This is a genomic window from Streptomyces sp. NRRL S-646 (assembly GCF_000720765.1).
Lineage (GTDB): Bacteria > Actinomycetota > Actinomycetes > Streptomycetales > Streptomycetaceae > Streptomyces.
In genome coordinates, this window is sequence record NZ_JODC01000009.1 from 1 (window position 1) to 25,984 (window position 25,984).

16 protein-coding genes, 1 tRNA gene and 1 riboswitch are annotated in these 25,984 nt (G+C 71.7%); of the genes, 7 read left to right on the forward strand and 10 right to left on the reverse strand.

Features of this window, described 5'->3' with window-relative positions; genetic code table 11:
• Positions 1–407: 407 nt before the first annotated feature.
• Positions 408–959 (reverse strand): MarR family transcriptional regulator, encoded by a 552-nt coding sequence (locus IH68_RS59860; protein WP_030938383.1) that lies wholly within the window; start codon positions 957–959, stop codon positions 408–410.
• A gap of 149 nt (positions 960–1,108) precedes the next feature.
• Between IH68_RS59860 and IH68_RS0123360 the strand changes: the two genes are divergently transcribed.
• Entirely contained in the window at positions 1,109–2,359 is a 1,251-nt protein-coding gene (locus IH68_RS0123360; RefSeq protein WP_234341528.1) for an MFS transporter, read from the forward strand.
• A 190-nt stretch (positions 2,360–2,549) separates the two neighbouring features.
• Here IH68_RS0123360 and IH68_RS0123365 read toward each other — a convergent pair whose 3' ends face one another.
• On the reverse strand, positions 2,550–4,196 hold the full coding sequence (locus IH68_RS0123365; protein WP_030938394.1) for an ATP-binding SpoIIE family protein phosphatase: 1,647 nt from the start codon (positions 4,194–4,196) through the stop codon (positions 2,550–2,552).
• A 224-nt stretch (positions 4,197–4,420) separates the two neighbouring features.
• Positions 4,421–5,800, reverse strand: a complete 1,380-nt coding sequence (locus IH68_RS0123370; RefSeq protein ID WP_030938396.1) for an NAD(P)/FAD-dependent oxidoreductase — start codon at positions 5,798–5,800, stop codon at positions 4,421–4,423.
• A 386-nt stretch (positions 5,801–6,186) separates the two neighbouring features.
• On the opposite strand from IH68_RS0123370, the gene IH68_RS0123375 reads away from it, so the two are divergent.
• Positions 6,187–6,954 (forward strand): TetR/AcrR family transcriptional regulator, encoded by a 768-nt coding sequence (locus tag IH68_RS0123375; protein ID WP_030938398.1) that lies wholly within the window; start codon positions 6,187–6,189, stop codon positions 6,952–6,954.
• Positions 6,955–7,305: 351 nt separating this feature from the next.
• Complete coding sequence (locus IH68_RS0123380; RefSeq protein ID WP_030938400.1) at positions 7,306–9,252, forward strand: sigma-70 family RNA polymerase sigma factor; 1,947 nt, start codon at positions 7,306–7,308, stop codon at positions 9,250–9,252.
• A 27-nt stretch (positions 9,253–9,279) separates the two neighbouring features.
• Here the strand turns inward: IH68_RS0123380 and IH68_RS0123385 are convergent, their stop codons facing one another.
• Both IH68_RS0123385 and IH68_RS0123390 read right to left on the reverse strand, forming a co-directional pair.
• Entirely contained in the window at positions 9,280–12,648 is a 3,369-nt protein-coding gene (locus IH68_RS0123385; RefSeq protein ID WP_030938401.1) for a BTAD domain-containing putative transcriptional regulator, read from the reverse strand.
• A gap of 202 nt (positions 12,649–12,850) precedes the next feature.
• Positions 12,851–14,953 carry an asparagine synthase-related protein gene (locus tag IH68_RS0123390; RefSeq protein WP_030938402.1) on the reverse strand — a complete coding sequence of 701 codons (2,103 nt, stop codon included), beginning with the start codon at positions 14,951–14,953 and terminating at the stop codon, positions 12,851–12,853.
• A 683-nt stretch (positions 14,954–15,636) separates the two neighbouring features.
• Here IH68_RS0123390 and IH68_RS0123395 point away from each other — a divergent pair.
• The 4 genes from IH68_RS0123395 (at position 15,637) to IH68_RS0123410 (ending at position 20,794) form a co-directional block, all read left to right on the forward strand.
• Positions 15,637–17,061: a hypothetical protein gene (locus IH68_RS0123395; protein WP_030938403.1), complete on the forward strand. Its 1,425-nt coding sequence runs from the start codon at positions 15,637–15,639 to the stop codon at positions 17,059–17,061.
• Positions 17,062–17,140: 79 nt separating this feature from the next.
• Positions 17,141–18,361 (forward strand): L-2-hydroxyglutarate oxidase, encoded by a 1,221-nt coding sequence (gene lhgO / locus IH68_RS0123400; protein ID WP_030938404.1) that lies wholly within the window; start codon positions 17,141–17,143, stop codon positions 18,359–18,361.
• A gap of 194 nt (positions 18,362–18,555) precedes the next feature.
• The gene (gene trmB, locus IH68_RS50070; protein ID WP_030938405.1) at positions 18,556–19,404 is read left to right on the forward strand and encodes a tRNA (guanosine(46)-N7)-methyltransferase TrmB; all 849 of its coding nucleotides are present in this window, start codon (positions 18,556–18,558) and stop codon (positions 19,402–19,404) included.
• Positions 19,405–19,474: 70 nt separating this feature from the next.
• Positions 19,475–20,794 (forward strand): PrsW family intramembrane metalloprotease, encoded by a 1,320-nt coding sequence (locus IH68_RS0123410; protein WP_030938407.1) that lies wholly within the window; start codon positions 19,475–19,477, stop codon positions 20,792–20,794.
• 12 nt (positions 20,795–20,806) lie between these two features.
• Here the strand turns inward: IH68_RS0123410 and IH68_RS0123415 are convergent, their stop codons facing one another.
• The 5 genes from IH68_RS0123415 to IH68_RS0123435 form a co-directional block, all read right to left on the reverse strand.
• Positions 20,807–21,757: an aldo/keto reductase gene (locus tag IH68_RS0123415; RefSeq protein WP_030938408.1), complete on the reverse strand. Its 951-nt coding sequence runs from the start codon at positions 21,755–21,757 to the stop codon at positions 20,807–20,809.
• Positions 21,758–21,872: 115 nt separating this feature from the next.
• Entirely contained in the window at positions 21,873–22,889 is a 1,017-nt protein-coding gene (locus IH68_RS0123420; RefSeq protein ID WP_030938410.1) for a M23 family metallopeptidase, read from the reverse strand.
• A gap of 11 nt (positions 22,890–22,900) precedes the next feature.
• A riboswitch (cyclic di-AMP (ydaO/yuaA leader) is annotated at positions 22,901–23,058 on the reverse strand.
• 173 nt (positions 23,059–23,231) lie between these two features.
• Positions 23,232–24,314: a PP2C family protein-serine/threonine phosphatase gene (locus IH68_RS0123425; protein WP_030938413.1), complete on the reverse strand. Its 1,083-nt coding sequence runs from the start codon at positions 24,312–24,314 to the stop codon at positions 23,232–23,234.
• 107 nt (positions 24,315–24,421) lie between these two features.
• Positions 24,422–24,495 (reverse strand) — tRNA-Met (locus IH68_RS0123430).
• Positions 24,496–24,593: 98 nt separating this feature from the next.
• Positions 24,594–25,817 (reverse strand): alginate lyase family protein, encoded by a 1,224-nt coding sequence (locus IH68_RS0123435; protein ID WP_030938415.1) that lies wholly within the window; start codon positions 25,815–25,817, stop codon positions 24,594–24,596.
• Positions 25,818–25,984: the final 167 nt, after the last annotated feature.

Genomic DNA, 25,984 nt, shown 5'->3' on the forward strand with positions numbered 1-25,984 from the left:
TCTTGCGTTTCCGACTCTATCAGACCGTTTCCCGATCCGATTTCCTCGGTGCTTTCCAGGTTCCCGCTTTCGCGTTTCCCTTTCCGGCGACTCCGACTCTATCAGATCCTTTCGGGCCTGACTCCCAGTCAGAGGGGCTGTCCTCCCGGCCGTTGGGCCGTTCCGACGTCTCAAACCTTAGCGGATCCCTTCGGCAGTTCCTAATCGAGCTGCCGGGTCCGAATCGAATTGAATTCGGGCACGCCGATATCAATCCCATTGGGAGATCGTTCTGATGGTTTGAGGTGCCGCTCGTGCGGCGGAGGTGCTGTCGCAGAACCGTTACGGCTCCGTGGCAACCCGAAGAACTCTACGGATCCGCGAGAGCGCTGTCAAGCACCCTCTGTCAAGATCTTTTATGTCGGGCTTCAGTCCAGGTCGGTGAGGCGTCCGCCCGCGTCCGGCTGGGCGTGTTCCACCCTACGCAGGAGGCGGGTGAGGACCTCTCCGAGGGCGGTGCGTTCCTCGAGGGACAGGTCCTGGAGGAGGTCCTCCTCGAAGACCGTGGCCATGCGCATCGCTTCGAGCCACTTCTCGCGGCCCTCCGCGGTCAGCTCCACGATCACCCGGACCCGGTTGGACTCGTCGCGCTCCCGGGTCACCAGTCCCTCGGCGACCATGCGGTCGATCCGGTGGGTCATCGCGGCCGGCGTCAGGCCCAGGCGCTTGGCGAGATCACTCGGGCCCAGGCGGTAGGGGGCGCCGGAGAGGACGAGGGCCTTGAGGACCTCCCACTCGGCGTTGCTGATGCCGAGGGCGGAGGTCTGGCGGCCGTAGGCGACGTTCATACGGCGGTTCAGGCGGGAGAGGGCCGAGACGATCTTTTCGACCTGGGGATCGAGGTCCCGGAACTCGCGCTGGTAGGCGGCGATCTGCTCTTCGAGTGTCGGTTCGCCGAGGGTGCCGGGGGTGTCGCCCATGGGCGAAGTATGGCACGGGCACGCTTGGCGTTGAAGTTCTTCTGGGTGTAGTGTTTAGCTTCGAACTTTAGCTTCTAAGTCTTCACTCCTAACTACTGAGAGAGGTGAACGTGACCAGGGCGATGGGCGCAGCGATGCGCCGGATCCACATGGGTAACGCACTCAGCGCGTTCGGGCTCGGCTTCACCGTCCCCTACCTGTACGTCTATGTGGCGCAGGTGCGGGGGCTGGGGGCCATGACGGCGGGACTCGTACTCGCCGTCTTTGCTGTGGCCGCGCTGATCGTGCTGCCGTTCGCCGGGCGGGCCATCGTCCGGCGCGGTCCCCGGCCGGTCCTGCTCGCCGCCTTGGTCACTGCCGCCATCGGGGCGCTGAGCCTGGGGCTGGCGAGCAGCAGCACCACCGTGCTGCTGTCGGCGGCCGCGCTCGGCGCCGGGCAGGCCGTGATGCAGCCGGCGCTCGCGACGATGATCGTGGACTGTTCCACGGCGGACACCCGCTCGCGCGCCTTTGCGATGCAGTTCTTCCTGCAGAACCTGGGGCTCGGTGTCGGCGGGCTCATCGGCGGCCATCTTGTGGACTCTACGCGCGTCGACTCCTTCACCCTGCTGTTCTCGATCGAGGCAGCGGTGTTCCTGCTGCTCGCGGTCGTGATGACCACCGTGCGGATGCCGCACTCCCCGCGCATCGAGGGCGCGCCCGCTCAGTCCACGAAGGGCAGCTGGAAGCAGCTGCTCGGCAACCGGGCCATGGTGCAGTTGTCCGTGCTGGGTTTTGTGCTGTTCTTCGCCTGCTACGGGCAGTTCGAGTCGGGGCTGAGTGCATACGGGGTCGAGGCTGCGGGGATTTCGACGTCCGCGCTGGGGACAGCGCTGGCCGCCAACACCCTGATGATCGTCGTCGCGCAGTTCGCCGTGCTGCGGTTCGTCGAGCGCCGGCGCCGGTCCCGGGTGATCGCCGTTGTCGGGCTGATCTGGGCCGTGGCGTGGGTCATGGCCGGGTACGCCGGGCTCGGGCACGGCAGCCAGGAGATGGCAACGGCCGCCTTCGTGTCGACGTATGCCTTGTTCGGGCTGGGTGAGGCGATGCTGTCGCCGACCGTCGCTCCGCTGGTCGCCGATCTTGCGCCGACGGGGATGGCGGGGCAGTACAACTCCGCCTTCGCCCTGGTGAAACAGCTTGCGCTGGCGGTCGGGCCTGCGGTGGGCGGGCCGCTGGGGGCCTCGTTGCACGGGCCGTACATCGTGACGTTCCTGCTGTTCTCGCTGGGGATCAGCGTGCTGGCGTTGCGGCTGGGCAAGGGGCTCACGCCGGTGCAGGACCAGCCTTGGCTGGCGCGCCAGAGCCGAGTGGTTGCCCGGGGTGGGGCGTCTGCCCAGCCTGTGGCCACGGAGGCGTAGGGCACCCGGTGCTGGGGTGGGCGGGTTCGGGCGCTGCCCGCTCGGAGGTGCCGCTCCCCTTGGGTCGGGAGCCGCCCCAGCGGCACGACTGCCCGCAGGTGCAGCGACTGCACCCCCTAGGGGCGCGGGGAACCGCGCGAGCAACCCAGCACGCACCCGCACCCGGCCACGGCCGGAAGTCCCCGCGGCGTTACCCCTTCGGCAGGACGAACTCGCACCAGACCGCCTTGCCGCCCCCCGGCGTCCGGCGCGACCCCCAGTTCGAGGCGATCGTCGCGACGATGGCGATGCCCCGGCCCGACTCGTCGCCGGGTTCCGCTCGGCGGCGGCGGGGGAGGTGGTCGTCGCCGTCGGTGACCTCGATGATCAGGCGGCGGTCGGTGCGGCGCAGGCGGAGGCGCATGGGTGGGGTGCCGTGCTGGAGGGAGTTGGCGACCAGTTCGCTGGCCGCGAGGACGCCGAGGTCGTGGAGTTCGGTCGGGAAGCGCCAGCTCGTCAGGACGCCGGAGGCGAAGGCACGCGCGCGTGGGGCCGCTTCGATGCCGCCGAGGAGTTCCAGGGCCGCGTTGCGGAAGAGGTCGCTGTCCGGGCCGGTGCGGGCCGGGTGCTGGAGGACCAGGACGGCCACGTCGTCGTCGTGGTCCGCCGTCACGCCTGCCGAGCGGACGAGGCGGTCGCAGACGACCTGCGGGGTGCCCGTGGCGCCGGACAGGGCGCGCTCCAGGGCCGCGATGCCCTCGTCCAGGTCCTCGTTCCTGCGTTCCACCAGGCCGTCCGTGTAGAGGACGGCTGTGGAGCCGGGGCCCAGGGGGATCGAGCCCGACGCGTGCATCCAGCCGCCCGTGCCGAGGGGCGGGCCGGTCGGTTCGTCGGCGCGCAGGACCACTCCGCTCTCGTCGCGGACGAGGATCGGGAGGTGGCCGGCGGAGGCGTACACCAGGCGGCCCTCGTTCGGGTCGTGGATGGCGTACACGCAGGTGGCGATCTGGTTGGCGTCGATCTCCGTGGCCAGGCCGTCGAGGAGCTGCAGGATCTCGTGCGGGGGGAGGTCGAGGCGGGCGTACGCGCGGACCGCCGTGCGGAGTTGGCCCATGACGGCCGCAGCTCGTACGCCTCGGCCCATCACGTCGCCGATGACGAGGGCCGTGCGGCCGCCGCCGAGGGTGATGACGTCGTACCAGTCGCCGCCGACCGCCGCCTCGGTGCCGCCGGGCTGGTAGGTGGCGGCGATGCGCAGGTCGTCCGGTTCTTCGAGTTCCTGGGGCAGCAGCGAGCGCTGGAGGGTGACCGCTGTTTCGCGCTGCCGGCGTTCGCTGGCGCGGAGGCGTTCGGCGGCCTCGGCGTGGTCGGTGACGTCGGTCGCGAAGACCAGTACGCCCGCGTTCTCGCCTTCTGTCACCGGGGTGCAGGTGAAGGTGTAGGAGCGGCCGTCGGGGGCCTTGCGGGACTTGAGGGTGCGGGGCTTGCGGCTGCGCAGGACCTGGTCGAGGAGCGGGAGCAGGCCCAGTTCGTCGAGTTCGGGGAGGGATTCGCGGGTGGGCTCGCCGAGCGGCCGTACGCCGAAGGCCGTCACATAGGCGTCGTTGATGTAGGCGACGCGGTGGTCGGGGCCGTGGACGAGGGCGACGAGGGCCGGGACGCGGTCGAGGACCTCGCGGACGGGGAGTTCGTCGACGGCCGGTACGGGTGCGTGCTCGTCGGTGAGTTGTTCGGCGCGGGCCGCGGGCACGGCGCCCGGGGCCTCGGCCTGCCGGTCGGGGGCGGCCGTGTGATCGGTCCGCGCTGCGGCGCGGCGCTGCGTTCCGGGGAGCCGGGCGCTCCAGCGCGTGAAGTTCACGAATCCTTGCCTCGTGTCGTCGTCTTCGGCGTCTTCGGCCGACTCCGGACCCGGCCGGAGGGCTGGGGCGTGACGCCCCCGGGATGCAGCACGGTGGAGAGAGCCTCTTGGGTTCGAAGGGCGAGCATCTGCTCGCCCCGGGGGCGGGGATCAGTCTGGCAGTGTGGCCTACCGGGGCGACATCCGTGAGACGCCCACCCGGTCGGTGGAGTTCCTCGGTCCGGTCAGGACGACCCCTTCGGGTCGTTCATCGGGTCGGTAGGAGGCTTTCCACCGGCCGCGAGTTCGAACTCCGCTCGGGGATGTTCGAGCGAACCCAGGGAGACGATCTCCCGCTTGAAGAGGCCCGAAAGGGTCCATTCGGCCAGGACACGGGCCTTGCGGTTGAAGGTGGGCACCCTGCTGAGGTGGTAGACGCGGTGCATGAACCAGGCAGGGTAGCCCTTCAGCTTGCGGCCGTAGACGTGGGCGACGCCCTTGTGGAGGCCCAGGGAGGCGACCGAGCCGACGTACTTGTGGGAGTACGTCTGAAGGGGTTCGCCGCGCAGGGAGTGCGCGATGTTGTCGCCGAGGAGCTTGGCCTGGCGGACCGCGTGCTGGGCGTTGGGTGCGGTCTCCGCGCCGGGTTCGGCGGCGGTGACGTCGGGGACGGCGGCCGCGTCTCCTGCCGCCCACGCGTGCGTGGTGCCGTCGATCGTCAGCTGGGGGGTGCATTTCAGCCGACCGCGTTCGGTGCGGGGGAGGTCGGTGGCGGCGAGCAGCGGGCTGGGCTTCACGCCGGCCGTCCAGACGACCGTACGGGTCGGGAAGCGGGCGCCGTCGCTGAGGACGGCGACGCGGTCCGCGCAGGACTCCAGGCGGGTCTGCAGGCGTACGTCGATGTTGCGGCGGCGCAGTTCGGTGACCGTGTAGCGGCCCATCTCCTCGCCGACCTCGGGCAGGATGCGGTCGGAGGCCTCCACGAGGATCCACTTCATGTCCTCGGGCCGCACGTTGTGGTAGTAGCGGGCGGCGTAGCGGGCCATGTCCTCGAGTTCGCCGAGTGCCTCCACCCCGGCGAAGCCGCCGCCGACGAAGACGAAGGTGAGGGCCGCGTCGCGGATCTCGGGGTCGCGGGTGGAGGAGGCGATGTCCATCTGCTCGATGACGTGGTTGCGCAGGCCGATGGCCTCCTCGACCGACTTGAAACCGATGCCGTGGTCGGCGAGGCCGGGGATGGGCAGCGTGCGCGAGATCGAGCCGGGGGCGAGGACGAGTTCGTCGTACGTCATGTGCTCGGGGCCGGCGCCCTCCTCCTCCGTGGCGAGGGTCATGACGCCGGCGGTGCGCTTGGCGTGGTCGATCGACTGGACCTCGCCGACGACGACATGGCACTGGTCCAGGACCCGGCGCAGCGGTACGACGACATGCCGGGGTGAAATGGCACCGGCGGCCGCTTCGGGAAGGAATGGCTGATAGGTCATGTAAGGGTCGGGAGTGACGACTGTGATCTCGGCCTCGCCCCGCCTGAGTTCCCGTTTCAGCTTCTGCTGGAGGCGCAGGGCCGTGTACATCCCGACGTAGCCACCGCCGACAACGAGAATGCGCGCACGTTCCTTCACCATCCCATGACGCACCCAGCGCTTGAGTTTGTCCACAGCCCCGACAATTTGTGTGACGGACGGCCGGGGACGCCCAGGGTTGGCCGAATTGTCCAAGCGCTCGGAAGGATTGCAGGTCAGCGGGTGTGCGCCGGATGACCTTGAGGGGCGCAATCGGGACGTATACGACCCGTACTCCGATCGGGGGGCGCTCTGTGCGGAACCTGCCCCTTCTGAATTGACTCCCTCTCAACTATGTTCGTGTCTTGACGGGGTGTAGGGGGATGCACTCATCGGTCGTCGAGTCCGCGACAAGCGGGCCGGTGAACCGGGCTTGTTCCCACGCTCCGGCAACCAATGAATGGCGGGGAGAGTCTCCGGGGGGAGACGTCATTACCGGGGGAACGCTTATGCATGTTCAGGACTCTCATTGGTCGTCCGCGTCTGCACTGACATCGGGCGGCATGGTGAGCGCGGCGACGGGCAACGGACGCGGGGACACCTCGCGTACGACGCCGCTGCGCGTGGATGCACAGCGCAATCTGGAGCACGTACTGCGCGCGGCGCGCGAGGTCTTCGGCGAGCTGGGGTACGGCGCGCCGATGGAGGACGTGGCGCGGCGGGCGCGGGTGGGTGTGGGGACCGTGTACCGGCGGTTCCCGAGCAAGGACGTCCTGGTACGGCGGATAGCCGAGGAGGAGACCTCCCGGCTGACCGACCAGGCCCGGGCGGCGCTCGGGCAGGAGGACGAGCCGTGGTCGGCGCTCTCGCGCTTCCTGCGCACGTCGGTGGCCTCGGGCGCCGGGCGGCTGCTGCCGCCGCAGGTGCTGCGGGTCTCGGCCGGCGACGAGGGGTCCGACGGCACGGTCTTCGACGAGGCCCGGGTGCCGCAGCAGCGGACGCAGCCGGGCTCCGGGGAGCTGCGGCTCGTTCCCGAAGGGGCCCCGAAGGTCTCTGCGGAGGACGACACGGGTGCGGCGGCGCTGCTCGAGGTCGTGGGCCAGCTCGTGGAGCGGGCGCGCGCGGCGGGTGAGCTGCGGGCCGACGTGTCGGTCTCGGACGTGCTGCTGGTCATCGCGACGGCGGCGCCCTCGCTGCCGGACGCGGCCCAGCAGGCGGCCGCTTCGGCACGGCTGCTCGACATCCTGCTGGAGGGGCTGCGGTCGCGGCCGGCCTGAGGTGGCGGCCCGTCTGCGGGGCAGGGCGTGTCAGCGTCTCCGGCAGTCCGTAACTCGAACGGCCCGTAACTCGAAGAGGTGACGGTGGGGCGTGGGCACTGCGCAGCTCGCGCGCCCGGCGTGGGCCGGAAATGAGCAGGACATTTCTGGCATGCCACTCAACTGCCGCTCAACTTCCGCCTGTCGGGCGTCAATTGAGCCTTCCCCGAATGGGCGATGGCTAGTACTACGGCACGACAAGTCCCCACGGACGGGTGGATGGTCCGCTCCGAGGGGTCCTGAACAAAAGCCAATATGGCACTCTGACCCGGTGTTCGGGACTGGTTGGGCAGGCGTCGGGGGCTTTCCGCGATGAGCGTTGACGGGCGGGACGAGCCACTGGGTGACGGTGACGCGGAGGCCGGTGGTTCGCCGCAGGTGCCGAGTCAGGGCGGGCCGGGCGGACGGGCGGGTGTCCCGCGCGGCGGCGGCCGCCCGGAGACCGTCATCCCTCCGCAGGGCGGCGAGCCGGTCGAGCCCGTCGAGGGCAGTGTCCCGGCGCAGCGCGACCGGCGGGAGGACGGCGTCCTGCCGCCGCCCAGGGACCTGCCGCCCTCCGACGCCGACCTGATCGGGCGGATGCGCTCGGGCGACGACACGGCGTACGAGGAGCTGTACCGGCGCCACGCGGACGCGGTGCGGCGCTACGCCCGCACCTGCTGCCGTGACGCCCACACCGCGGACGACCTCACCGCCGAGGTCTTCGCCCGCATGCTCCAGGCGGTGCGCGGCGGCCACGGCCCCGAGCACGCCGTACGCGCGTATCTGCTCACCACCGTCCGGCGCGTGGCCGCGAACTGGACGAAGTCCGCGAAGCGGGAGCAACTGGTCGACGACTTCGCGGTGTTCGCGGCGCAGGCCGCGCGCTCCTCCGAGGTGTCGGACGACGACACACTCGACCTCGGCGCAGATGTGCGCGCGATGCACGAGGCCGAGCAGTCCATGGCCATGCAGGCCTTCCGGTCGCTGCCGGAGCGCTGGCAGGCCGTGCTGTGGCACACCGAGGTCGAGGACGAGTCGCCGAGCGAGGTCGCCACGCTCTTCGGTCTTGACGCCAACGGCACTCGGGTGCTCGCCAGCCGCGCCCGCGAGGGCCTCAAGCAGGCCTACCTCCAGGCCCACGTCAGCGCCACGCTCACCGACGACGAGGAGTGCGCCCGCTACGCCGACCGGCTCGGCGCCTACGCCCGCGGCGGACTGCGCACGCGTGCCGAGCGTGGGCTGCGCAAGCACCTGGAGGAGTGCGCCAAGTGCCGGCTGGCCGCGGGCCAGATCAAGGAAGTCGCCAGCGGTATCCCGGGCGTCGTGCCGGTCGCGGTCATCGGCTGGTTCGGTGCCGCCGGGTACGCCAAGGTGGCCGCGCTCATCGCGGGCGGTACCGGAGCCGGCGCGGCGGGCGCCGCGGGTGCGGCCGCCGCGGCGAGCGGCGGCTCCTCCAGCGGGGCGGGCGCCGGTGGCGCGGCGGCCTCCGAGGGGCTGGGTGCGCCCGCGAAGATCGGCATCGCCGCCGGTGTCCTCGCCGCGGCGGGTGTGGCAGTGGCCCTCGCGATGTCCGGGAGCGACACCCCGGTCCGGAAGCCGGACGCGAAGCCACCCGCCTCGGCGCCGGCCGTCCGGCCCGAGTCGCCCAAGCCGATCCCACCGAAGGAGAAGTCCGAGCCGAAGCCGCCGGTGATCGTGCGCGCGGCGGCCCCCGGGTCTGCTCCGACCCCGACTCCCCGGCCGAAGGCCACCCCGCCCCCCACCCCCAGGCCGAAACCCACACCGAAGCCCACACCGAAGCCCACGCCGACGCCCACACCCACCCCGACTCCGCCGCCGGTTCCGGCCGTCTACCAGTGGAGCGGACTGTCGTACAACCTCGGCGGCGACGGCACCAAGCCCGAGATGCGGCTCGGCGAGAGCAGCTGGGTGTGGCAGCGGTACGGCATGGCGATCGCCGGCAAGCAGTACGTGCACGGCGTGACCGTGCACGGCGAGTCCTCCGTCACCGTCGACCTCAACCGCACCTGCTCCGCCTACGACGCCGTGGTCGGCGTCGACGACATGACCCTGGGGCTCGGCCGGGTCTACTTCTCCGTCTACGCCGACGGCGTCCGGCTGTGGCAGTCCGGGATGGTCCAGGCAAGCCACCCGGCGGTCCCGGTCCATGTGAACCTCGCCGGGCACCGGACCGTACGGCTGGTCGTGCAGCCGCAGAGCAGCTTCGACTCCCTGACGCTCGCGGACTGGGCCGATTCGAAGTTCACCTGCTCATAGCGTCGTACCGCTGCGGTTCGGTTCCGGCTACGGGAGCGGCTCGGCAGGGTGTCTGCGCAGGGCCTCGCCGAGTTCGGCGAGGAGATCGTCGGCGGCCAGGGCGGCGCCCCGGGTGGACTCCGCCTCGTACTCCTCGGCGCACAGCGCGGCGCGGGCGGCGGCCTCGGCCCGCTCGGCCTTGGCGCGCTCCGGCATGAGGCGCGGTCCGCCGCCGCGCAAGTCCTGCGCGGCGGCGAGCAGGCGGACCGCGCGCGGATGGTCCCCGAGGTCGGACAGCAGGACGGCCGCGCCGTCCACGAGGGTCGCCGTGACCACGTCGGCACAGCGCCGCTCCACCGCCTCACGGACGGTGTCGGCCAGCTTCGGCAGTCCGTACGCCGGGCCCGACTCGGCGACCGTCACCAGAGCGTCGATCGCGTTCAGCAGCACCAGGAACTGGGGCGGAGGCGTGCCGCGTCCGATCTCCGCGCGAGCCGCCTCGTGCAGCGCGCGGGCACGGGCCGTGTCCCTCTCGTCCAGCGCGAGCTGGGCGCGCATCAGCAGGACGAACGCCCTGGAGTCCGGTACGCCGTAGCGGTCGGCGGCGGCGGTCGCCTCGTCCAGCCCGCTGACCGCGGCCGCGCGGTCGCCCGCCCGGTAGGCGATCTCGGCCAGCCGGGCCAGCAGGAACGGTGTCTCGGCGTACGCGCCCACCTCGTAGGCGAGCCGCAGCGCCTCCTCGTACTCGCCCTCGGCCTCCCCCAGGCGGCTCCTGGCCATCGCCGCCTCACCTGCCGCACTGCACACCTGGGCCCGCATCCAGCGGTCGCCGACGCGCCGACTCAACGCCCGGAGCTCCGCGAGGTCCTCGTCCACGCCCTCCATGCCGCCCGGTGAGTCGACGGCCGTGTGCGTACGGAACATCAGGGCGACGCCGACCGCCCAGTCGTCGCCGTGGGCACGGCAGTTGGCGACGGAGACGTCCAGGGCGGCTCGGACGTCCTGCGCGCTGTCCAGGACGAAGGTGGTGAACGGCCAGACGAGCCCCGGCATACGGGCCGCCTCAGGACCGCCTCGCTCGAAGAATTCCCGCAGCCGGCCGACGTACCGACGCAGCCGGTCGTCCAGCAGCTCGTCCATCGGTTGGGTGTCCGACTTCATGAACAGATGCAGCATGCGCAGGTTCATGCGGAGGGTGTGGTGGGGGTGGTGTGCTTCGGCGTGGGGGGCTGCGAGGTAGACGTCTACGGGGTCGAGGGGGTCTACGGGGTCGATGGGGTTGGTGGGGTTGGTGCAGGCTGCGGGGAGTGCGGCCTGGGAAGCGGGTTTTCTGTCCAGCCCGGCGCCCAGGCGGAGGATCTGGTCCAGCCAGGACTCGGCCTCGTGGCGGTAGTTGCGCAGCCACCAGAACCAGCCCATGGACAGGGCGAGGGCGGCGGCCTCCGGCTCGGCGCCCGCGGTGAGGGCACGGTGGAGGGCGGCGCGGATGTTGTCCAACTCGGCCTCCAGGCGGGAGATCCACGGGAGTTGGTCCGCGGAACGGAGGAGGGGGTCGGCCTCCTCCACGAGCGCGCGCACCCACGCGCTGTGCCGGCGCTCGGCCGCGGCGCGCAGTTCGGGGGTCTCGGCGGCGCGCTCCGCGGCGTACTCGTGGATGGTCTCCAGCATGCGGTAGCGCATGCCGCCGGAGCCGGTCCCGTCGTTCGGCGTCTCGGCCGGGGTGGCCACGATCAGGGACTTGTCGACGAGCGCGCCGACGAGATCGGTCGCGGGGCCGGTGCACACGGCCTCCGCCGCCGCGAGGTCCCAGCCGCCGGCGAACACGGAGACCTCGCGCAGCACCGTGCGCTCGCGCTCGTCGAGGAGTTCCCAGGACCAGTCGACGACCGCGCGCAGGGTCTGCTGGCGGGGCAGGACCGTACGACTTCCGGAGGTGAGGAGGCGGAAGCGGTCGTCGAGGCGGTCGGCGATCTGGCGGGGCGTGAGCAGCCGGAGCCGGGCCGCGGCCAGTTCGATGGCGAGCGGCAGGCCGTCCAGGCGGCGGCAGATCTCCTCCACCGCCGCGCGGTCGCGGAGCACGGCGGCCGCGTCGGGACGGACTGCGGAGGCGCGCTCCTCGAAGAGGCGGTGCGCCTGGTCGAGGACGAGGGGTTCGACCGGGCGCACGGACTCGCCGGGGACGCCCAGGGGTTCACGGCTGGTGGCGAGGATCGTGAGGCCGGGGCAGCGGGTGAGCAGTGTCTCGGCGAGGGCTGCCGCTGCTTCGATGACATGTTCGCAGTTGTCAAGGATCAGGAGTTGGCTGCGCGGGGCGCAGTACTCGACGAGCAGGGCGAGGGGGTCGTCCTGCGGGGCCGTCAGCTCGGTGGCCATCAGCACGGTCTCGCGCAGACCGAGCGCGCTGACCACCGCGCCGGGCACCGCCTCCGGGCGGTCCAGCAGTGCCAGTTCGACCAGCCACGCCTGGGGGAGCCCGGCGGCGGCCTCCTCGGCGAGGCGGGTCTTTCCGGAGCCGCCCGGACCGGTGAGGGTGACGAGCCTTGCCCTGTGCAATTCGGAACGGATGGCGTCGAGTTCTGGTTCCCGGCCCACGAAAGAGGTAAGGCGGGGACGGATGTTGCCGGTGCGGGTGGGGGGTTCGGGTTGGGCGGGCGTGGAGGTGGGGGTGGGGGTGAGGGTGGGCGTGCGATGTGGTGCTGTCGTCGGGGTGAGCAGTTCCCTGTGCAGGGCGCGTAGTTGGGGGCCCGGGTCGGTGCCGAGGCCATCGGCGAGGGAGCGGCGGGCGGTCTCGTATGCGGCGAGGGCGTCGGCCGGGCGGCCCGTGTCGCGCAGGGCGCGGATGAGGAGGGCGTGCAGCGGTTCGTCGTACGGGTGCGCCGCGGTCAGTTCCTTCAGGTGCGGTACGGCGGCGTGGGCGCGGCCGAGGTGCAGGTCCGCGTCGATGCGGGCCCTTGTCGCCTCGCGGTGGAGCGCGTCGGGGCGGGTGGCGGCGAGGCGGTCCGGGAGGTCGGCGAGGGCGGGGCCGCGGTACAGGGCGAGGGCCCTGTCCAGGGTGTGTGCGGCGGTGTGCGGGTCGCCGTGGTCGAGGGCTGTTGTGCCCTGGCGTACCAGTCGTTCGAAGACGAACAGGTCTACGTCGTCCTGGGTTGCATCGAGGCGGTAGCCGCCGGGGGCGGAGGTGATGCTCTGCCTGCCCAGGGTGCGGCGGAGGCGGGCTATGAGGGCCTGGAGGGCGCCGGGGGCGTCCTGGGGTGGGGTGTCCGACCAGACCTCGTCGATGAGGGTGTCGGTGGTGGTGACCCGGCCTGGGCGTAGGGCGAGGGCGGTGAGGAGGGTGCGGAGGCGTTGGCCGGGGATGGGTAGGGCGGTGCCGTGGTCGTCCTCTGCATGGGTGACGCCCAGGATTCTGTACCGCACCAGGTCATTGTCGCTGGGGGTTGGGGGTGGGGCACGTGGTTTGTGGGGGCCGGGGTTTCGGGGGTCGGTGCGGGTGGGGGCGCCGGGGTGTTCTTCGCCCCCGCCGCCCCTACCCGTCCCGTCCCCAGGGGCTCCGCCCCTTCAACCCCGCGGACCGGCGGCTGGAAAGGTCCGCCCCGTCAGGGGCACCGACGGCTTCGGCTCACGCCACACCCGCTCCCCCGCCAGATGCCAGTGCGCCCCTCCGGGGTGTGATGCCCGCCGGTACTGCTCTCTGGCGGGCGGGGGTGCCTGTCCAGCAGGTTCCTCGGCGGGAGAGTAGGCGGCGTAGCCAGAGTTCCAGGGAGACCAGGTCTGCCAGGCCGTCGAGGGGGAGGGGTTCGCCTGCTGCCGCTGCGCGCAGGGCCTTGCGGACGACTCGGGCCTCCACCAGGCCCGCCTCCGCCAGCAGGGGGGTGCCGAACAGGGCCATCAGGGAGTCCGCGGCGACGCGGAGGCCCGTGCGGGCCGCTACCGCTGCCGAGGCGTGGGAAGGGGCGCCCCAGCCGGGTGGGAGGTCGCTCACGCCTGCGCCTTCCAGGACCGTGCGGAGGATCGCGGCGCGCGCACCCGGCTGGACGCGCAGCGCCTCGGGCAGGGCGCGGCAGGCGCGGACCACCTGGTTGTCCAGGAACGGCGCGTGCAGGCGTTGGGAGCGGATCTCGGCTGCTTGTTCCAGGATGCGCAGGTCTGCTGCGTGGCGGGCCAGGGCTGCGCGTGCACGGTAGTCGCCCGGGCGCTGGGCCGGGCCTACGGCCGCGCGGCTCGTCGACGCCTGCAGGCGAACCGATACTTCAGCAAGGGCCTCGCCGGTCAGCCAGCGGGCCGCCGGGCCCGGTCTGGCCCAGGTGAGGGCGGCGAGGGACGCGCCGACAGCGCCGCCCGGCTCGTCGAAGCGGCGCTGCAGGAGGCGTTCGGCGAGGAGGTCGAGGCCCGCCCGGTACGGGGTCCTCGACAGTTTCCGGGCCGCGCCGTACACGCGTGCGGGGACCATGACCGAGCCGTCCGCCTTCGCGAGTGCCGCGACGGGGCGGACCAGGTGGCGGCGTTTGCGGTCCATCAGGAGGTCGGCCAGACGGGCCGGGTGCGCGTCCAGGACCTGGCGGGCGCCGTAGCCGGTGAAGTGGTCCGCGCTGCCTGCGGCCAGGCGGGTGCGGTGGCGGGCCGCCGTCACCAGGGACTGGCCCGGTTCGTCCGTCAGGGGGCCGTCCAGTTCGGCGTACGGGAGGGACTCCTCGCCCCCCGTCACCACTACGTGGTGCAGGCGGGGGTTGGCGGCCAGGGATCCCGCCCGCTCCAGTTCCGCCTCGCGGCCGCCGACCGCCAGGTCGTTGAAGGTGACCGCCAGCAGGCGTTCGCCCGCGCCGGTGCCGTGGCCCAGGACCGTGCCCGGCATGCCCGGCAGGCCGGCCGCCAGCAGGGCGAGCGTCCCGGACGCCGGGCCGCCGGAGAGGTCCGCGCCGATGCCCGCCACCGGCATCCCGCGCGCGGCGCGGCGCTCCGCCGGGCCCATGCCCGGGACGGGACCCGGGTCTATGTCGGCGCCCGGGACGTGTCTCGGTGCCGCCAAGCGCGCGCGTACCGCCTCCACCAGCGCGTCGCGCACCGCGTCGACCGCGCTGTCCGGGTCCGCCGAGGGCGCCGCCACCGCGAGCGAAGCGACCGCCTCGTAGCCGGCGATCTCACGCGCCCCCGCGCGCAGGATCAGCGCATGCCCCGGCGGAATGCGCCGTACGCCGTCGTAGGGCGTGGAGTCGTGCAGCGCGGCCGGTACGTCGGGGGCGGCGAGGAGCGCGGCGAGGTGGCCGAAGTCGAGATTGGCCTCGATGAGGTCGGCGAGGGGGAGCGCGGCGGTGGCGTAGGCCGTACCGCCCGCCCACGGGGTGTAGAAGACGGGGCGGGGGGCGCCCGCCAGGTCTCCGCAGACGGTGACCCGGCGGCCGACCTGGACGATCGCCGTGTAGCTGCCCGGCCACGCCGTCAGGTGGCGGAGTGCGCCTCCGCGCGCGGCGAAGAGACCGACCCGCAGCTGCTCGTCGGACGCCCCGCACGTGCCGAGGACCGCGATCCGGGTCTGGGCGTCGGCCTTCACCACCCGCACCTCGTCGGGCCGCCAGTCGCCGACCGCCCAGAGCGGGTCCGGGTCTCCCCACAGGAGTTGGGAACCCACCGGGTGCACGGTCTCGCCGTCCTGCCCGGTGGCCCCCGCGGAGCCGATCTCCGGGGCCCTCGCGGCGGTGCTGCTCCACCCCACCAACCACCGCATGGACGCCTCCACAGGCTGTGGACAACCAGTGCACCGTACGAACTGATTCACCATGCTGCCATGAAGGGCGCACGCTGGAGGCGTGGTGGAGTCGCTTACAATCCCCGGAGGGCGCTTCGGCGCTCAACTGCCCGTAGGGCCGAACACCCGTACCCGACAAGGCGTCTGCGACGCGAATGCGCCCCCGAAATGCTCCCCGAAAACACCCTTCGCGCCCTCAAGTTCCGTGGTGGGAGCGGCAATTACCCGGGAAGCGAAGGGGCGATTTTCAGCCAAATCGGTGATGGCGGGCCAGGCTTGGACACGCTCCGTACATGCTCTGAGCATCGCATCACCCGCGCGCAGCCCGGGAGACGGAGTTCGCCCCCCGGGCCCGTCCGCCGCCCGCGGGGATGAAGGCGGCGGTGTCCCCCAGCCCGCTGGATCCAGTACAGCGGGCCGACCCACGCACCGCCCATGGAAGCGCTCCCCGCATGGCCGGAGAAGAGCGCACGGACGGGCGCACGGCCACACAGCGGGAGCATGGCGCAACTGCGCGTATCGGACCCGTACTTCAGTGCGGACCACAATCCCGCCATCCGGAACAATGCCCCTTAACGCTTGGGATGCGGCGAACTACGCTGGGTTTACGAATGCCGCGTGGTTATGCCAGCGCGGCAGCCGTCTGTGTCGAGGGGTGGCGCATGTCCAGGGAGCAACGCGGGCCGAACGAAAAACTCGGCACCGTTCTCGCCCTCGCGGGAATCAGCAACGCAGGACTCGCGCGTCGCGTCAACGATCTTGGCGCTCAACGCGGGTTGACTCTTCGCTACGACAAGACCTCGGTGGCGCGCTGGGTGTCGAAGGGCATGGTGCCGCAGGGTGCCGCGCCGCATCTCATCGCCGCCGCGATAGGCCAGAAGCTCGGCCGCCCGGTGCCGCTCCACGAGATCGGCCTGGCGGACGCGGATCCCGCACCCGAAGTGGGCCTCGCCTTCCCCAGGGACGTAGGACAGGCGGTGCGGTCGGCGACGGAGCTCTACCGTCTCGACCTCGCCGGGCGCCGGGCCGGCTCCGGCGGCATCTGGCAGTCGCTGGCCGGATCATTCGCAGTAAGCGCATACGCAACGCCCGCCTCACGGTGGCTGATAACACCGGCCGACAGTTCGGTCGCGCGCGAGGCGAACTCCGCCGACGGCTCGGGCGCACCGCTCAAAGTCGGCCACAGCGATGTGCAGAAGCTGCGGGAGGCCGCCGAGGACGCCCGGCGCTGGGACTCCAAGTACGGCGGAGGCGACTGGCGTTCGTCGATGGTGCCCGAGTGCCTGCGGGTCGAGGCCGCTCCGCTGCTGCTCGGTGCGTACTCGGACGAGGTCGGGCGGGCACTGTTCGGGGCGAGCGCCGAACTGACCCGGCTCGCGGGCTGGATGGCCTTCGACACCGGGCAGCAGGAGGCCGCGCAGCGGTACTACATCCAGGCCCTGCGGCTGGCCCGGGCCGCGGCGGATGTGCCCCTCGGGGGGTATGTGCTGGCGTCCATGTCGCTGCAGGCGACCTATCGCGGCTTCGGCGACGAGGGCGTCGATCTCGCGCAGGCCGCCCTTGAGCGCAACCGGGGTCTGGCGACCGCCCGCACCATGAGTTTCTTCCGGCTCGTCGAGGCACGTGCGCACGCGCGGGCGGGTGACGCGCAGGCGGCGGGCGCGGCGCTGCGGGCCGCCGAAGGGTGGCTGGAACGGGCCCGTGACGGCGACAATGACCCGTCATGGCTCGGTTTCTACTCGTACGACCGTTTCGCGGCGGACGCGGCGGAGTGCTACCGCGATCTGAAGGCGCCGCGTCAGGTGCGGCGGTTCACCGAGCAGGCGCTGTCGAAGCCGACGGAGGAGTTCGTGCGGTCGCACGGGCTGCGGTTGGTGGTTTCGGCGGTGGCCGAGCTGGAGTCCGGCAATCTTGATGCGGCGTGCGAGCAGGGGGTTCGGGCGGTGGAGGTGGCCGGGCGGATCTCGTCCGCGCGGACCACGGAGTATGTGAAGGATCTTCTGCATCGGCTGGAGCCGTATGGGGACGAGCCTCGGGTGGTGGAGTTGCGGGAGCGGGCGCGGCCGTTGTTGATGGCCCCCGCCTGAGCCGGGGGGCATTGGAGGGGCTCTTTTCTCCCACGTTTGAAGTGGTTGTCAGTGGCGCAGTGCACTATCTAGGCGGGAGGTGGTGCAGGTGCGGCCGGGGATCGCTTACGACTGTGATGTGCTGGTGGTGGGGGGTGGCATCGTCGGGCTGTCCACGGCGTTCGCGATCACGCGTGTCGCGCCGGGGACGCGGGTGACCGTGCTGGAGAAGGAGCCGGGGCCGGCCCGGCACCAGACGGGGCGCAACAGCGGGGTGATCCACAGCGGGATCTACTACCGTCCGGGCTCCCTGAAGGCGCGGTACGCGGTGCGGGGCGCCGCGGAGATGGTGAAGTTCTGCGCGGAGTACGGCATCGCGCATGCCGTCACCGGCAAGCTGATCGTCGCGACCGAGAAGGACGAGCTGCCACGGCTGCACGCCCTGGTGCAGCGCGGCCGGGAGAACGGGATTCCGGTACGGGAGCTGGGCGGCGCCCAGATCCCGGAGTACGAGCCGGAGGTGCGCGGGCTCGCGGCCATACACGTCGGGACGACCGGGATATGCGACTTCGTGGGGGTCGCCCGGCAGCTGGCCGAGGCCTCGGGCGCGGAGATCCGGTACGGGGCGCGGGTCGAGCGGATCGACCGGCGGCCGGAACTCGGTGTGGCCGTGCGGACGACGAGCGGTGAGATCGTCCGCGGACGCGTGCTGGTGAACTGTGCCGGGCTGTACTGCGACGAGGTGGCATGGCTGACCGGGGACGACCCCGAGATGCGGATCGTGCCGTTCCGCGGCGAGTACTACGAGCTGGCCCGCCCCGACCTGGTGCGCGGGCTGGTGTACCCGGTGCCGGATCCGGCGTTTCCGTTCCTCGGCGTGCACCTCACGCGCGGGATCGACGGGGGTGTGCACATCGGGCCGAACGCGGTGCCGGCGCTGGCGCGGGAGGGGTACGACTGGGGGGTCGTACGGCCGCGGGAGGTGGCGCGGACGCTGGCCTGGCCGGGAGCGTGGCGGATGGCCGGTCGGCACTGGCGGTACGGGGCAGGTGAGCTGGCACGGTCGGTGTCGAAGGGGGCGTTCACCACGGCCGTGCGGCGGCTGCTGCCGGCGGTGACTGCGGATGATCTGGTGCCGACGGCGGCGGGGGTGCGGGCGCAGGCGGTGCTGCGGGACGGGGGGCTGGTGGACGACTTTCTGATCAAGGAGGGACCGCGGGCTGTGCATGTGCTGAATGCACCCTCGCCTGCGGCGACCGCTTCGCTGCCGATTGGGCGGGAGGTGGCCGGCCGGGCGCTGGCCATGCTGGGCTCGGTGTGAGGTTGCCCGGCGGCCGGGCCGGGACCGCGGCGGAGCCGCTGACGGATGCAGCTCGCCCCCGCCGCCCCTACCCGTCCCGTCCCTGGGGGCTGCGCCCCCAGACCCCCGCTTTCGGCCTGGACGGCCTCGTCCTCAAACGCCGGACGGGCTGGGATGACCGACCGCTGTCTGCTCCCCGTAAAATCGTCCCCACTGTGTCTGACTCCCTCAATGCCCCCGAAGCCCCCCGCCCCGGCGAGCACTCCTCGCACGTCCCCGGTGTGTCCGTCCGGCACAGCCGGGCCAAGGGCGAGCCCCGGTTCCCGGACGGGCCGAAGGCTGATCCTGCCGGGTCGCACTTCGAGCGGCGGATCCGGAGTTTTCAGCCGCGGCGCAGCCGGGTGACCGCCGGGCAGGCGGATGCGCTGCAGCGGCTGTGGCCCAAGTGGGGGCTGGACATCGACGGGCAGCGGACCATCGATCTCGGCGAGCTGTTCGGGAACGGCAATCCCGTCGTGCTCGAGATCGGGTTCGGCATGGGTGAGGCCACCGCACAGATGGCCGCCGCGGACCCGGAGACGAACATCCTCGCCGTGGACGTGCACACCCCGGGGCAGGGGAATCTGCTCAACCTGGCCGACCACGACGGGCTGTCCAACGTCCGCGTGGCCAACGGGGACGCGATCATCCTGCTGCGCGAGATGCTCACCCCGGATTCGCTGGACGGGCTGCGGGTCTATTTCCCCGACCCGTGGCCGAAGAAGCGGCATCACAAGCGGCGGCTGATCCAGCCGGAGTTCCTCGACCTCGCCGCGGCCCGGATCAGGCCCGGCGGCATCGTGCACTGCGCGACCGACTGGCAGCCGTACGCCGAACAGATGCTCGAAGTGCTGACGGCGCATCCCGAGTTCGAGAACACGCAGCCAGAGGGCGGTTTTGCGCCCCGTCCCGACTTCCGGCCGCTGACCCGTTTCGAGGGCCAGGGACTGGACAAAGGACATGTCGTGAACGACCTGCTCTTCCGTCGCGTACAGCACCACAACCAGCCCCCCACCGGCGCCTGACGCCCCACGGCCCTGCGGGCAATCCGAAGTACCGTCGCGGGCGGCGCCCTCCCTCGTTAGGGTCAATGCCGTGGCCACCTTTCCCCCGTACCCGACGCATCCGCCACACCCCGGCGGCCCGGCCGGCGGTGCGCTCGGGCACGCTCACTGGTGGCAGCGCAGAGCGGTCCGGTACGGCGCGCTCATCACCCTGCTCGCGCTCTCCGGGCTCGTCATCCTCGCCCTGGTGCGTGAACAGACCGGCACCGAAGGGTTCCTGGTGGGGCTCGGGCTGGCCGTCCTGCCCGTGCCGCTTCTCATGGCCGCCTTCCGCTGGCTGGACCGCGTCGCGCCCGGCCCCTGGCGCAACCTGCTGTTCGCCTTCGCCTGGGGGGCCTGTGCGGCGGCGCTGATAGCGATCGTCGCCAACAGCTTCGCCACGAAGTGGATAGCGACGGCGACCGCGGACCCGTCCAGCGCGGACACCCTCGGTGCGACGGTCATAGCGCCCATAGTCGAGGAGTCCTCGAAGGCGGCCGCTGTGCTGCTCGTGTTCCTGTTCCGCAGACGGGACTTCACCGGGATCGTCGACGGGGTGGTGATAGCCGGGGTCACCGCCACCGGCTTCGCGTTCACCGAGAACATCCTCTATCTGGGCACTGCCTTCGGCACCGACCAGCTCACCGGCGACCGCGGTATCGCCTCCGTCACCGCGGCGACGTTCTTCGTGCGCATCATCATGTCCCCGTTCGCGCACCCGCTGTTCACCGTCCTCACCGGCATCGGCTTCGGCATCGCCGCGCTGTCCGCGGAACGCCAGCACCTGCGGCGCGTCCTCGTCCCGCTCTTGGGGCTGCTGCTCGCGATGAGCATGCACGCGATCTGGAACGGCTCCTCGAACTTCGGCGAGTACGGCTTCTTCGCGGTGTACGCGGCCTTCATGGTCCCCGCGTTCGCCCTGCTGACCTGGCTGGTCATCTGGACCCGCCAGCGCGAACTGCGCACGGTGCGCGAGGAACTGCCCGCCTACGCCGTCGCCGGCTGGCTCACCCCCGCCGAGCCCTATGCCCTCGGTTCGATGCGGGCACGCCGGCTGGCCCGCGAACACGCCGCCCGCCACCTCGGCAAGCCCGCCGCACGCGAGGTCGCACAGTACGAGGCGTACGCGACCTCCCTGGCCTTCCTGCGGCACCGGGGGCGCCGTGGCCGCGCCGGCGCCGACTTCGTCGTCAGGGAACGGGAGTTGCTGCACGAGCTGTGGCGGCGCCGCGAGGTGGCGCGCCCGGCGCTGGACCACGCGGCGCGGATGACGGCGCCCCCGGTGCCGGTGGCGGCGCCGCCCTGGCCGGTGTACGGGGCGTACGGGTACCCGGCGGTGCCGAATCCCGCGTACAACCCGTACCGGTCGTAGGACCTGAGAGGGTCAGGCCGACGCTTCCGTCAGCCGCGCGACCTCGGCCTCGGTGAGCGTCAGTTCGCCCACCGCCAGCAGCGCCGGCAGCTGCTCCACCGTCCGCGCGGACGCGATCGGGGCGGCGACCGTGGGCCGGCCCGCGAGCCAGGCCAGGGCGACCGCGGCGACCGGGGCGTCGTGGGCCTGGGCGATCTCGTCGAGGGCGGTCAGCACCCGCTGACCCCGCTCGGACTCCAGGTGCTTGGCAGCGCCACCCGCACGCGGGCTGTCGACCTTCACGCCCGGGCGGTACTTGCCGGTGAGGAAGCCGGAGGCGAGGGAGAAGTAGGGGACGGCCGCGAGGCCGTAGCGTGCGGCCAGGTCCTGCAGCTCGCCCTCGTAGGTGTCGCGCGAGACCAGGTTGTAGTGGGGCTGCAGGGCCACGTACTTGGCGAGGCCCTCGCGGTCGGAGAACTCCAGGGACGCGCGGAGCCGGTCGGGTGTGATGTTGGACGCGGCGATGTGCCGGACCTTGCCCGCCTTCACCAGTTCGTCGAGCGCGCCGATGATCTCCTCGACCGGCACCTCGGGCTTGTCGAAGTGGGTGTAGTAGAGGTCGATGTAGTCGGTGTCGAGGCGGCGCAGGGAGGCATCGGCCGCGGCCTTGATGTTTGCGGCGGACAGGCCCTGGAACTCGGGGTGCTGGCTGACCTTGGTGGCGATCACCACGTCGTCACGGTTGCCGCGCGCCCTGACCCACTTGCCGATGATCGTCTCGGACTCGCCGCCCTGGTTGCCGTCGACCCAGGCCGAGTAGGAGTCGGCGGTGTCGACGAAGTTGCCGCCGGCAGCCGCATAGGCGTCGAGGACGGCGAAGGACGTGGCCTCGTCGGCGGTCCAGCCGAAGACGTTGCCGCCCAGGGAGAGCGGGAAGACCTCGAGGCCGGAGGAGCCGAGCTTGCGCAGAGAAGGAGAAGTCATGCTCTACGTCAACGTCGACCCCGGAGGCCGGTCTTCCGCAACGGGCGCAAAGATCCCGTAAACAAGCGGACTACGACACTCCGGGAGCCGGCGAAGGACTGAGAACGTACGGATCTCAGGGGTTGAGGCCCCTGCTGCGCAGCCACGTCATCGGGTCGATGCCGGTGGCCTGGCCGTCGGGGTGGACCTCGAGGTGCAGATGCGGGCCGGTCACGTTGCCGGTGGCGCCGATGCGGCCGATGACGTCACCCGTGCTGACCTTCTGGCCGACGCTGACGCTGATCGACGACTGGTGGCAGAACCAGAGCTCCGTACCGTCGTCGAGGGTGAGAATCGTGCGGTAGCCGTACGAGCCCGCCCAGCCGGCCTCCGTGATGGTGCCGGAGTGGATGGCCTTGATGAGCGTGCCCGTGGGGGCGGCGAAGTCGAGGCCCGTGTGGTAGCCGGAGGACCACATGGAGCCGGCCTGACCGAAGGTGCCGGTGATCGTGTACGACACGACCGGCAGCTTGAACTGCTTGGCCAGCTCGGCGAGCTTCGCGGCCTCGGCCGCCTTCTTGGCCGCCGCCTCCGCCTTCTCCTTCGCGGCGGCGGCCTTGGCCGCGGCCTCCTGCTCCGCCTTGGCGGCGGCGTCGTCGATCTGCTTGGCGAGGGCCGCCTCGGTGGCCGACTGGCTCTTGCTGTCGATCTGGACCTGCTGCGACTCGGCCTGCGCCATGATCCGGTCGCGCAGCGCCTCACCGGCGCCCTGCGCGGTGCTCTCGGAGGTGGTGGCGACGTCGCTGAGCGCGGTCGCGGAGCCCTTGGGGGCGTCGGAGGAGCCGTCGAACACATGGCTCACGGAGCCGAGATCGGGCATGGAGATCGACACCGGCGGCTTGCCGGTGTTGGCGCTGGCCATGCCGCCCGCGCCGACGGCGGCTATGACGCCGACGCCCAGGACCGTGGAGCTGCGGGCGAGTCCCCCGCCGCGCTGCTTGGCGACGCGGTGCCGGCCGCGGATCGGGGCGATGGACTCCTCTGTGGGATTCCACTCCTCCCACGGGCCCTCGTCGGTGCGTCGGACGGCGAAGCCGAAGGGCTCGCTGCTCGGCACGAACGGGGCTTGCGGGGCAGGCGGGTTGGACGCCACGTGGGCGTGCTCCTTTCCTTCCTTCTCGCCTACCGGGTTAGCTGACGGGTTCGGAGCAGGAAGGTCTCCTACGCGCGTATACCGGCCGTGCTGCCACGGCGGTATCAGCGCGATTCACCCCAGGGTGGTGGTTCCCCGGTTCCCTTGCGGGATTCGGCGCGTGCGCACGGAGCCGCCTCTTGTGACGGCTGGGACGACCGCGCTGCGTTATCGAACGTTAATAGACCCGGGGTGCCGATTCCAAGGTGTTCCGCTTGATCATTAACCTTTCTGACCTGGACGTACGGCGCATGAACGGCGAAAAACGGGCGAGTTGACCGCGCCTCAGGTACCTCAGGTAACTCAGGGCCGTCTTACGGCGAGCAGCGCCATGTCGTCCGTCATGGCCTCCGCCGCATGCCGGCGCACCTCCCGCGCGAGGGTCGCGAGCAGCGCCGCGGGCTCGTGGAAGACCCGGCCGGCGAGCAGGTCCGCGGGTTCGAAGAACCGCCCGTGCTCGTCCCGCGCCTCGGACAGCCCGTCGGTGTACAGCAGCAGCGTGGCCCCGCTGCGGAAGGCGGTCTCCTCAGCGCGGTCGGGCCAGCTCCCGAACTCGCCCATACCGAGCGGCAGGGCGGGCTCACGGGCGTGCAGGGTGTGCACGGTGCCGTCCGGGCACAGCAGCAGCGGGGGAGGGTGGCCGCGCGTGACGATGCGTACGACGCCTTCGCCGTGCGGGAGTTCGGCGAGCACGGCGGTCGTGAACCCCTCGAACAGCTCGATGCCCTCGCGCCGCGCCGCCTCGCGCGCCAGCGCCCGGTCCAGCCGCTGCGCGACCGCCTCCAGCGTCGCCTCCTGCTCGGCGGCCTCCCGGAACGCCCCGATGACGACGGCCACGGCGGCCACCGCCCCCATCCCCTTTCCGCGTACGTCGCCCACGACCAGCCGTACGCCGTGCGGGCTGTCCTGCACCGCGTACAGGTCACCGCCGATGAACGCGTCCTCCTGCGCGGCCTCGTACCGGGCCGCGATCGCGAACCCTCCGATCCGCTCGGCGGGGTCGGGCAGCACCGCGCGCTGGGCGGCCTCGGCGATCTCGCGCTGCGAGGCGAGCTCCTCGCGGCTGCGGCGGACCAGGAGGTTGATGAGGACGGCCAGGACGGCGACCGTCGCCACGGTGACCAGCTCGGTGACCGCCTCGACCTGGAAGAGGATGCCGACCTCGGCGTGGATCGCGGTGACGACCAGGACGGTCGCGATGCCGGTGAGGACCGTGCCCCGGCGCGAGTAGAGCGGGGCGGCGACCAGGGGGGCGGCGGTGAAGAGGGGGCCCGCCGTGAACCGCGACGGTGTGAGGTAGTCGTAGCAGGTCCCGCCCACGATCAGCAGCGCCGGGAGCAGCCGTACGAAGGTGCGCGCGTATGAGATCGGCCCCTCCTGCTCCACCCCTCCAGGTTTCCCGGGACGGCTGCGCGCGGCGAGCCGGATGGCCCGACCGGGGGAAACACTCAGGGCCGGAGTCCAGTAACTGGACTCCGGCCCTGAGCCTTGAGTAGCGGGGACAGGATTTGAACCTGCGACCTCTGGGTTATGAGCCCAGCGAGCTACCGAGCTGCTCCACCCCGCGTCGTTGTGTAACCAGCATACGCCATCCGCGGGGCTGTCTGCGCCACGGTTTACGTCCGCCCCCGTTCACCTGCGTTTCTCAGGGCCCGCAGGCCTCGGTCAGGCCGCCGGATTGTCCGCGTGGGTGAGCGTCTCCCAGGAGACGAAGAGGTCGTCTGTGCCGGCCGGGCGGGTCTGCTCGACCAGCTTGTGGGCGGCCGGGACGGGGGTGCCGAGCCGGTTCTCCAGGTGGTTGAGGGCGACCTCCAGGTCGGGGCCCATGTTCCCGACGACCCTGCCGCCGCACAGCCACCGCGGGGGCTTCTCCCCCATCTCGTAGCGGGCGTGGAAGTCGAGGGCCGCCTTCAGCCGGTCCTTGACGTCGCTGTACAGGTCGACGCCCTGGTGCCAGGCGGTCTCGGCGATGTGTGCCGTGGCGGCGAGGGAGTAGCCGACGTGCTTGAAGTTGCGGCAGGTCTCCTGCGCGATCCCGTCCTCGAACTTCGTCTCCTTGAACCAGTACGTCTCGAGCTTCTGCACGGTGTTGGCGTCGGAGCCGGCCGGGGTGAGCGGGATCTTGCCGTCCTTGCGCAGATAGAAGTAGTCGGGCACCAGGCCGCGGAAGCGCCTGACGGCGTTGTCGAAGGTCTTGTGGTCGTCGGTGAAGACGGCGATCCCGATGGCGGCGTCGGTCATCGCGAGGTCCCAGTTGCCGTTGTAGTCGGGAAGGTCCCTGGTGACCTCGGGGAGGTAGGCGGTGCGCAGCATGGCCGCGAACCGCCGCACCCGGTCGGCGGGCCAGCCGGCGCCCGGTGCGTAGCGGATGATCTCCGCGGCCCGCGCCCAGGTCGACCCGGCCCACGAGGACTGCAGCTGGGCGTCCTGCGCCGTGTGCCGCTTCAGCTTCGCCGACCAGGCATCCATGATCTCCCGGGCCTTGAGGGCGTGCTCGCGCTGACCGGTGACGCTGTACAGGAGGGCTTGCGTATAGGCGGCGATGGCGTCCTGCCGCTCCTCGAGACAGCCCTGCGCGCCCTTGCCGCCCCAGGGACAGTTGACGATCGCGGACGGCTGCGCCGCGTACTTGTACGACCCGTACTTGCTGTCCCGCATGTCGAGGAACGCCTTCAGCCAGGGCTGCTTGCCCGCGATGACGTTCTTGCGTACGGCGTCCAGCTGGGCCTTGCTGACGAGCACACCGGGGTGGGTGAACGGTGCGCCCGGGGGCAGCGCCCTCGCCATGGTGCGGGTGCCCGGGTCGGTGCCGCAGGAGGCGACGAGCGCCGTCAGCAGGAGGACGAGGAGAACTGCCGCCGCACGTCTGGGGACTGACCTCACTGGCACTACCTCCGCGATCGCCTCCGGCCGGTACGGTCAGGGTCACCCTTCGGGAAGTTGGCCGCAGGATCTGTTGGGCCGATCGGCCGGTGTGGGGTGGTTGCGGCTTGCGGTGCTGGGGGCTGCCGCCCCCAGACCCCCGCTTTCGGCCTGAACGGCCTCGTCCTCAAACG